The sequence below is a fragment of the Pseudoalteromonas qingdaonensis genome, from assembly GCF_038739665.1.
Lineage (GTDB): Bacteria > Pseudomonadota > Gammaproteobacteria > Enterobacterales > Alteromonadaceae > Pseudoalteromonas > Pseudoalteromonas qingdaonensis.
The window spans coordinates 35953-43990 of record NZ_JBCGCU010000021.1; the positions used below are offsets into that span (position 1 = coordinate 35953).

Annotated in this window: 7 protein-coding genes and 1 rRNA gene; 6 read left to right on the forward strand and 2 right to left on the reverse strand. The window is 48.4% G+C overall.

What is annotated here, in order from left to right:
* Window positions 1-72 precede the first annotated feature (72 nt).
* On the forward strand, window positions 73-957 hold the full coding sequence (locus WCN91_RS14315) for a LysR family transcriptional regulator (RefSeq protein WP_342680053.1): 885 nt from the start codon (window positions 73-75) through the stop codon (window positions 955-957).
* On the opposite strand, the gene WCN91_RS14320 is transcribed toward WCN91_RS14315, so the two are convergent.
* Window positions 954-1658 (reverse strand): hypothetical protein, encoded by a 705-nt coding sequence (locus tag WCN91_RS14320; protein ID WP_342680054.1) that lies wholly within the window; start codon window positions 1656-1658, stop codon window positions 954-956. The two genes, WCN91_RS14315 and WCN91_RS14320, sit on opposite strands and share 4 nt — an antisense overlap.
* A 122-nt stretch (window positions 1659-1780) precedes the next feature.
* Here WCN91_RS14320 and WCN91_RS14325 point away from each other — a divergent pair, with 122 nt between their 5' ends.
* From WCN91_RS14325 to WCN91_RS14340, 4 genes are all read left to right on the forward strand, one after another.
* A complete protein-coding gene (locus tag WCN91_RS14325) occupies window positions 1781-2161 on the forward strand; it encodes a hypothetical protein (RefSeq protein WP_105200395.1) in 381 nt (126 codons plus the stop codon).
* 285 nt (window positions 2162-2446) lie between these two features.
* Window positions 2447-4252, forward strand: coding sequence for an assimilatory sulfite reductase (NADPH) flavoprotein subunit (locus WCN91_RS14330; protein ID WP_342680055.1), 1806 nt, complete (start codon window positions 2447-2449; stop codon window positions 4250-4252).
* Between the two features lie 33 nt (window positions 4253-4285).
* Window positions 4286-6001 carry an assimilatory sulfite reductase (NADPH) hemoprotein subunit gene (gene cysI, locus WCN91_RS14335; protein ID WP_342680056.1) on the forward strand — a complete coding sequence of 572 codons (1716 nt, stop codon included), beginning with the start codon at window positions 4286-4288 and terminating at the stop codon, window positions 5999-6001.
* A 21-nt stretch (window positions 6002-6022) separates the two neighbouring features.
* The gene (locus WCN91_RS14340) at window positions 6023-6763 is read left to right on the forward strand and encodes a phosphoadenylyl-sulfate reductase (protein WP_342680057.1); all 741 of its coding nucleotides are present in this window, start codon (window positions 6023-6025) and stop codon (window positions 6761-6763) included.
* A gap of 50 nt (window positions 6764-6813) precedes the next feature.
* On the opposite strand, the gene WCN91_RS14345 is transcribed toward WCN91_RS14340, so the two are convergent.
* On the reverse strand, window positions 6814-7272 hold the full coding sequence (locus tag WCN91_RS14345) for an RNA recognition motif domain-containing protein (protein WP_342680058.1): 459 nt from the start codon (window positions 7270-7272) through the stop codon (window positions 6814-6816).
* A 649-nt stretch (window positions 7273-7921) separates the two neighbouring features.
* Between WCN91_RS14345 and WCN91_RS14350 the strand changes: the two genes are divergently transcribed.
* Window positions 7922-8038 (forward strand): 16S ribosomal RNA (locus tag WCN91_RS14350); the annotation flags it as partial.

An 8038-nucleotide genomic window follows, 5' to 3' on the forward strand; every position in this document is an offset into this window, starting at 1 on the left:
AAGAAAATCGCCTTGCATAAAAGCATAAAAAACGCAAAGCTTATGTGCATATAAACACATAAGGATGAAGCTATGGCAAGTGAGTTTAGCGATTGGCAGGATATTAAGGTGGCCTTTGAGGTTGCCCGCCGCGGCACCCTGACTTCGGCAGCTCAGGCGCTAGGTGTGCATCACAGCACAGTGCTGCGCCGCATTAACCATCTCGAGCAAAGCTTGAATACCCGTTTGTTTCATCGTCATGCCCGCGGCTATACGATGACAGAAACCGGCGCACAGCTGTTTGCCAGTGCTGAGCAGATCAACGAGCAACTCGAATCTCTGCACAGCAGCATTATGGCCGCCGACACCACATTAAGCGGTTCATTGTTATTGACCACTGTTAGTGGCTTTATCGATATTTTGGCGCCCGTATGTGAGCTTTTTCAAAAGCGTCATCCGCAAGTGCAGCTAGAGATACTCTTAGATCAAAAGCGCTTACGTCTGGATCATGGTCAGGCGCATATAGCCGTGCGCGCCGGTCCGCGTCCTGACGAAGGAGACTATATTGCCCAGCACCTGTGTATCCGAGATTCCGGACTCTTTGCCCATGAACGTTACTTGGCGCGTATGGGGGAGCCCAAGTCGTTAAGTGAGTTGCAGCAGCATCATTTTATTTCCGGGGTAACCGGTTTTAATAGCCGAGTTCCTTACTTTGCCTGGGTTGATGAGCATATTAAAGCGTCGCAAATCACCCTGCGGGTGTCGGAAACATCCGACGCCAACCGCGCCATCGTCAATGCTCTGGGGATTGGCGGCATGCAAAAAGAGGTGGCGCGCCTATATCCGCAGCTGCGCCCTGTGCTGCCCGAGGAGCTGAATTGGCAGCATGATGTCTGGCTGGTAACGCACCACCAAATGCACCGTAGTGCCAAGGTGCAAGCCTTTGCGCAACTGCTAAAGCAGCACTTTCGCTCCTAAACTTTGCGGCGTCGTCGCCAGGGCGGGTTTTGAAACAGCAGCATGATGCCGCTTAGGGCAAACAAGACGGCGCTCAGGGCGAAGCCGATCAACAAGGGGTTATTGAAGTTGTTGCGCTCGTCATAATCCATAATGTGCAGCATCCAGAAGAAATCGAAGATGCGCCAAATGGTGGAGCGTACACTAATAAATTCGCCGCTATGCAGATCAAAATATAAGGTGGTGGCGCACCAATCGGCAAATTCAACCTGCCACACCTGCGGGCGGTTTTCTATTTCCAGCGGCCCCTGTGCTAATGCTTTGATACTGCTTATTTGTGCCTCGCCTAAGTAATGAGCCTGGGCTAGGACAGCAACCTGTTGCTCGTTGATATCACTTAAGCTCTGGCCGCTGCGGCCATCGAACAGTTGGGTCTGGTGCTGATCGCTGGCGACTATTATGGGAGTGTCGAGGCGGTGGCCAAAGGTAATCTGGGTTAAAGTCGGCATGGCGGCGCGGATGGAATCAACCGAGGCGCTGTAGTCGCTGTGGCTAAAAGGGTTGGTTAATTGCTTTTGGGCCAAATGCTTACCATGCACATAATGTAAAGGCATGGCACTCATAAAGAGGCCGCCGAATAACCAGGCTAAAAGTTGCAAGGCAAGCACATAGCCCGCCCACTTATGGATTGTTCTACTATGTTTAAAAAGGCGCTTATTCATTATTGTTATCGCCTAGAGGTGGATAACTCCAGTGTACGCCCTTGTTATTAATGGTCAATATGACACAATGACGCAGATTTAAACTTAACCGGCCTGTGGCGTAAACGGGAGCAAAACACTAGATGGCAGACATTCAATTTCTTAACGTTGATCTTGAGCTGGAATCGCAACAGGACATTAGTGCCCTGGTTGCCGACTTGGATAAGCGCGCTGTGGTGCTGCATTATGACAAGGATGATACCCGCCAGTTGGCTCGCTTTGAGGCCAACAGCGATGCCATCAGCCCAGATAAAGCTATTAATGAATTGTGTGAGCTGATCGAGTCTTGTTCTAAGGCTGCATTAAAACAATGGCTGACCTGCTCGCGCCGCACCTTTGACTTGGGCTTTAGTTCAGGGCATTCACCAAAATGCTTTAATGAAGCCATCAGCGCCGATACCTTGCTGCGTATCTCCGCCATAGGTGCTGGGATAGAAGTCACCATCTACGCCGTAGAAGACTAATAGAGCGCCAAATGGCGCTTTTTTATTGCGCGCAAATCACCTCCCTTCTCTTTGCCGCGGGTAAGACTCATCTAACCCCTCTTTTAAACTGTTTTTGTTGGAAAAAAACGAAATTAATAACCAATTGGAATAACAAAGCAGATTCTATTCTTTTTTCCTGCCTTCGCACCTAGGTATGCTTCAGGCTCACCATAGCCTGGTATTCACCTTTTTTGTTGCCGGGCAAACACGAATTTTATACTGCATGGCGCAAAGGCGATGCGGTTTTGGGTTAGAGGAAAAAAGATGTTGTTAAACCAGCTGAACGCGGCGGCGAGCCCGCTTACACCTGAGCAGGTGCAAAAACTCCAAGGTTTGGTGGCCGAATTAAATCCAATCCAGCAGGCCTGGGTGAGTGGTTACCTGGCCGGCAATGCTAACAGTGCCGCCTTGGCTGGTGGCGTGGCGAGTGCGGCAAGTAATGTCGCCGAAGCCGCAACTCTGACCATTCTATATGGCTCGCAAACCGGTAATGCCAAGGGCGTGGCCACGCAATTGCAAGCGCAGGCACAAGCACGCGGCCTGGCGGTAAACCTGGTGAGCATGGCTGATTACAAACCAACGGCGCTGAAGAAAGAGCAGTTTATCAGCATAGTGGTATCTACTTATGGTGAGGGTGAGCCGCCCGAAGATGCCGAAGCCCTGTATGAGTTTTTAGCCACGAAAAAAGCACCAAAATTAGCAGGTGTAAAAATTGCCGTGCTGGGTTTGGGTGACTCCAGCTATGAATTCTTCTGCCAAACCGCAAAAGATTTTGAAGAGCGTTTAGTTAAGCTCGGAGCCGAAGTGATACTGCAGCGTGCCGATCTGGATGTGGATTATGAAGACCACAGTGATGCCTGGATCAATGGCGCTCTGGATGCTTTCGAGCCCGACCTTAAAGCCCAGCAAACGAATAGTAATGTGGTAAGCATGCCGATGACCGCGGGCGCAGCTAGCCAGTACAACAAGCAAAACCCATTTGCCGCCGAATTAGTGACGGTGCAGAAGATCACAGGTCGCGACTCAACAAAAGATGTGCGCCATATCGAGATCTCTTTGGAAGACTCTGGTATCCAGTATCAACCTGGGGATTCATTGGGCGTATATTTCCTTAACGATGAAACCAAGGTCGATAAGGTTTTAGCGACCTTAGAGCTAGATGGCGAGACTCAGGTAACCTTGGGCGATGAGGCTTTAAGTTTACGTGACGCATTAATCGAGCGTTTGGAGTTAACCCAGTCTTACCCTGGCTTTGTGGAGAAATACGCGGCTGTGACAGAAAACGCCGAATTACTGGCGCTGGTTGCAGATAAAGCGGCGATGCGCGAGTACATAGAAGCGCGCCAAACCTATGATGTTATTTTACAAAACCCGGCCAAGGTGAGCGCCCAAGAGCTAGTAGACAGCCTGCGCAAAGTGCAGCCGCGTCTTTACTCTATCGCCTCAAGCCAGGCCGAAGTGGAAGACGAAGTGCACCTTACTCTTGCCGTGGTTGAGTTCGACGGTTTTGGCGAGCAGCACCTGGGTGGTTGTTCTGGTTATTTGGGTCGATTTGCCGAAGAAGGCGCGACCATTAAGGTATTTACCGAGCACAATGATAATTTCCGTTTGCCTGCTGATGATAATACGCCAGTGATCATGATAGGTCCGGGTACAGGTATTGCACCTTTCCGCGCCTTCTTACAAGAGCGTGAAGCTCGTGATGCACAAGGTAATAACTGGCTGTTTTTCGGCAACCCACACTTTACTCAGGATTTCTTGTATCAAACCGAAATTCAAGGCTACTTGAAGTCGGGTCTACTTACTAAGATTGATGTGGCCTGGAGCCGCGATCAGGCGCAGAAAGTATATGTACAGGACCGTATCCGTGAACAGGGTGAGCAGTTGTTTGCCTGGCTAGAGCAGGGCGCTCATCTGTATATCTGTGGTGACGCCTCGCGCATGGCCAAAGACGTACACCAGGCCTTAATTGATGTGATCAAAGCCCAGGGTGGCAAAGATGATGAGAGCGCCGAGCAATATTTGAAAGAGCTACGCAGCGCTAACCGTTACCAAAAAGATGTTTATTAAGCGCCCGTCAGCGCCCCGAATGTAGGAATTGAAATGAGCGATTACAAGCCAAATAGCAAGCATGATCCACAAGCCAAACTTGCTGACAACGAGCGTTTAAAAACAGATAGTAATTTTTTACGCGGCACCATAGCTGAGGATCTTAAAGATCAGATCACCGGTGGCTTTACCGCCGATAACTTCCAGCTGATCCGTTTCCACGGCATGTATCAGCAGGACGACCGTGATATTCGTCCTGAGCGTGCCAAGCAAAAGTTGGAACCTTTACATAATGTGATGCTGCGTGCCCGTATGCCAGGTGGCATCATCAAGCCAGAACAATGGTTAGCCATCGACAAGTTTGCCGAAGAAAAGACCATGTATGGCTCGATTCGACTTACGACCCGTCAAACATTCCAGTTTCACGGTGTTTTAAAGCCGAATATTAAAGATATGCACCAGATGCTTAACAGCGTCGGTATCGACTCTATTGCTACCGCTGGTGATGTAAACCGTAACGTACTGTGCACCACCAACCCGGTGGAGTCGGAACTGCATCAGGAAGCCTATGAGTGGGCGGCGAAGATCTCCGAGCATTTGCTACCAAAAACCCGAGCGTACGCAGAGATCTGGTTAAATGGTGAAAAGTCGGAAACCACAGAAGAGCCGATCTTAGGTTCAACCTATTTGCCACGTAAGTTTAAAACGACTGTGACCATTCCACCGAACAACGAAGTGGATGTGCATGCCAACGACTTGAACTTTGTGGCCATTGCCGAAAACGGCAAGTTAGTTGGTTTTAACGTCCTGGTAGGTGGTGGTCTGGCCATGACTCATGGTGACGTAAATACTTACCCGCGTAAGGCGGATGACTTTGGTTATGTGCCGCTTGAGCACACCCTGGCCATTGCCGAGCACGTTGTATCTGTGCAGCGCGATTGGGGTAACCGAGTTAACCGTAAAAATGCCAAGACTAAATACACCCTAGATACCTTTGGCAGCGATGCCTTTAAGGCAGAAGTTGAAAAACGTGCCGGTGTGAAGTTTGCAGAAAGTCGCCCTTATGAGTTTACGCACCGTGGCGACCGCTTCGGTTGGGTTGAAGGTATAGATGGTAAACATCACCTCACAGTGTTTATTCAAAACGGTCGTATTCTTGATTTCCCTGATAAGGCCTTAAAAACCGGTTGTCGCAAAATTGCCGAGATCCACCAAGGTGATTTCCGCATGACGGCTAACCAGAACCTGATCATTGCCGGTGTTCCTGCGGATCAAAAGGCGGTGATTGAACAGCTTGCTCGTGAGCATGGCCTTATCGACGACACCCATACTGAGCAGCGTAAGGCGTCAATGGCCTGTGTGGCCTTACCGACCTGCCCACTGGCTATGGCGGAAGCAGAGCGTTACTTGCCGGACCTGATTGAAAAGACGGAAGCGCTCTTGGCTAAGCATGGTGTTGCCGACGATCACATTATCTTACGCGTGGTTGGCTGCCCTAATGGTTGTGGTCGTGCCATGTTGGCCGAAGCCGGTCTGGTAGGTAAAGGTCCAGGTAAATACAACCTGTACTTAGGCGGCAACCGCGAAGGTACACGTATACCTAAACTCTATTTAGAGAATGTGGGTGAAGATGTGTATCTCAATGCCCTTGATGAACTGATTGGCCGCTGGGCCAGTGAGCGCAATGATGCGGAAGGTTTCGGTGATTTCGTGATCCGTCAGGGGATCGTTGCCGAGGTCAAGGTATCGAAAACAGACTTTTACGCGTAAGCCTAATGCGAGGACAAGAAAATGAGCGCATTTAGTCAGATATTAACGCTTGATAAAGCCGAGCAGCAGGCTCTGTTGGTGGATATCAATACCATCTTAGCCAATAAAACCCCTGAGCAAAGGGTGCAATGGGCGATGGAAAATTTGCCGAGTACGCATATTTTGTCCTCCAGCTTTGGTATACAAGCTGCCGTGATGCTGCACTTGGTGACCAGTGTAAAACAGGATACCCCTGTGGTCCTGACCGATACCGGTCATCTGTTCCCGGAAACCTATCAATTTATTGACCAGTTAACGCAGCGCTTACAGCTGAATCTAAAGGTCTATAAATCGCAGCTAAGCCCGGCCTGGCAAGAAGCCAAATACGGCAAGTTGTGGGAGCAGGGTGAAGGGGGGATCAAAATGTATAACCAGCTTAATAAGGTCGAGCCTATGACTCAGGCCTTGCAGGAGCTAGAGGCTGGAACCTGGTTTAGTGGCCTGCGACGTCAGCAATCAAGTACCCGTCAAGACAAGAACATAGTCGAAATCAGTCGGGGAACCGTTAAAGTGTATCCCATCATTGAATGGGATAACCGTGACGTCTACCAATATCTAAGCAAGCATGACTTGCCTTATCATCCACTGTGGGAGCAGGGTTATGTGTCTATGGGTGATGTTCACACCACGCGTAAACTTGAGCCAGGGATGACAGAGGAAGAAACGCGCTTCTTTGGCTTAAGCCGAGAATGTGGCTTGCATATAGATGGTGATGGTATCTAATGAACCCGAGTTTGGGTTAAAGAATAAAAAAGAGGGCTAAGCCCTCTTTTTTATTCTTCGTTATCTTGTTTTTGCTTCGCTTCTCTGACCTTCAGCGTTCTTTCCTGATATTCCTTATCATTAAGCTGATTGATCATTAGGTCGGCGTCCTTTAATGCGACCTCGACAAAACCAAAGCCACGGCGTTTGCCCGTATGCTTATCTTTTAATAAGCGCACACTAAACACCATGCCGTGTTGTTCAAATAGTTCTTTAACCATATGCTCGTTGGCACGGTAAGGAAGATTACCTACATAAAGTGTCCTGGTGTCCGTTGCGGCTTCCTCAGTAGCCGTACCGTCGCTTTTGCCGTTAAGCACCAACAACAGGATCCCTGTGCTCGCCGCACCTAATGCAAATGCCAATGGCGCAGATAAAGAGGACGTAGGTAAAACGAAAGCGAGAAGAACGTAGCCTAAAACTGCGCTACAAACGGAGATTATAATTGTTTTTAGATTAGCTGATGTCATTGTGATCTACCAATATACATGGAATAAACATTAATTTAACAAAACGAAAAGCCTTATCTTAACCAGATTAGTTCACATAGCAACATTTAAAGGCAGGATCTTCATTTATATTCCTAAAAATTGACTAATATCTGGTCGTTTAAGTAGTAAAAAAGCTCTCTTTGTTTGTATTTTGAGCGAACGGAAAAGATCTTTAAAAAAAGTGTTGATCTGAATTTCGATCTCCCTATAATGCGCATCCACCGACACGGCGGGCAGCAACGAATAGCGCTGAACGAGGTAAAGGTTGAGTCAAGTAAAACTCAGTTTTGAAAAATGAAAACTTTCTCAAGATTAAGTGTTGACAACAAATTAGGAAAGCGTAGAATGCGCAGCCCTGACGCGGTGAAAGCCGCAGCGACAACAAGTCGCAACGTTCTTTAAAAATATGAAGCAATCATCTGTGTGGGCACTCGTACAGATTGAGTTCTAACAGCCGATTCTAGTTCGCTAGATGATGCAAAAAAATTTAGAGTCTCAATGTTTTTTCCTTAAATGGAAAGTGAGTGACCAACAGCAACAAGTTTACTTGTTGCAGCACAGTCAATTCGATATCGAAAGATATCATCACAGTATTCATTGAGCAGAAGCTTAGGCTTCAAAAAACTTTTAATTGAAGAGTTTGATCATGGCTCAGATTGAACGCTGGCGGCAGGCCTAACACATGCAAGTCGAGCGGTAACATTTCTAGCTTGCTAGAAGATGACGAGCGGCGGACGGGTGAGTA

What these genes read in the sequence shown, in the direction of transcription:
- WCN91_RS14325 (WP_105200395.1), top strand. Translation starts at nt 1,781, where the DNA reads ATGGCAGACATTCAATTTCTTAACGTTGATCTTGAGCTGGAATCGCAA.
- WCN91_RS14340 (WP_342680057.1), top strand. Translation starts at nt 6,023, where the DNA reads ATGAGCGCATTTAGTCAGATATTAACGCTTGATAAAGCCGAGCAGCAG.
- WCN91_RS14320 (WP_342680054.1), bottom strand. Translation starts at nt 1,658, where the DNA reads ATGAATAAGCGCCTTTTTAAACATAGTAGAACAATCCATAAGTGGGCG.
- WCN91_RS14315 (WP_342680053.1), top strand. Translation starts at nt 73, where the DNA reads ATGGCAAGTGAGTTTAGCGATTGGCAGGATATTAAGGTGGCCTTTGAG.
- WCN91_RS14330 (WP_342680055.1), top strand. Translation starts at nt 2,447, where the DNA reads ATGTTGTTAAACCAGCTGAACGCGGCGGCGAGCCCGCTTACACCTGAG.
- WCN91_RS14345 (WP_342680058.1), bottom strand. Translation starts at nt 7,272, where the DNA reads ATGACATCAGCTAATCTAAAAACAATTATAATCTCCGTTTGTAGCGCA.
- cysI (WP_342680056.1), top strand. Translation starts at nt 4,286, where the DNA reads ATGAGCGATTACAAGCCAAATAGCAAGCATGATCCACAAGCCAAACTT.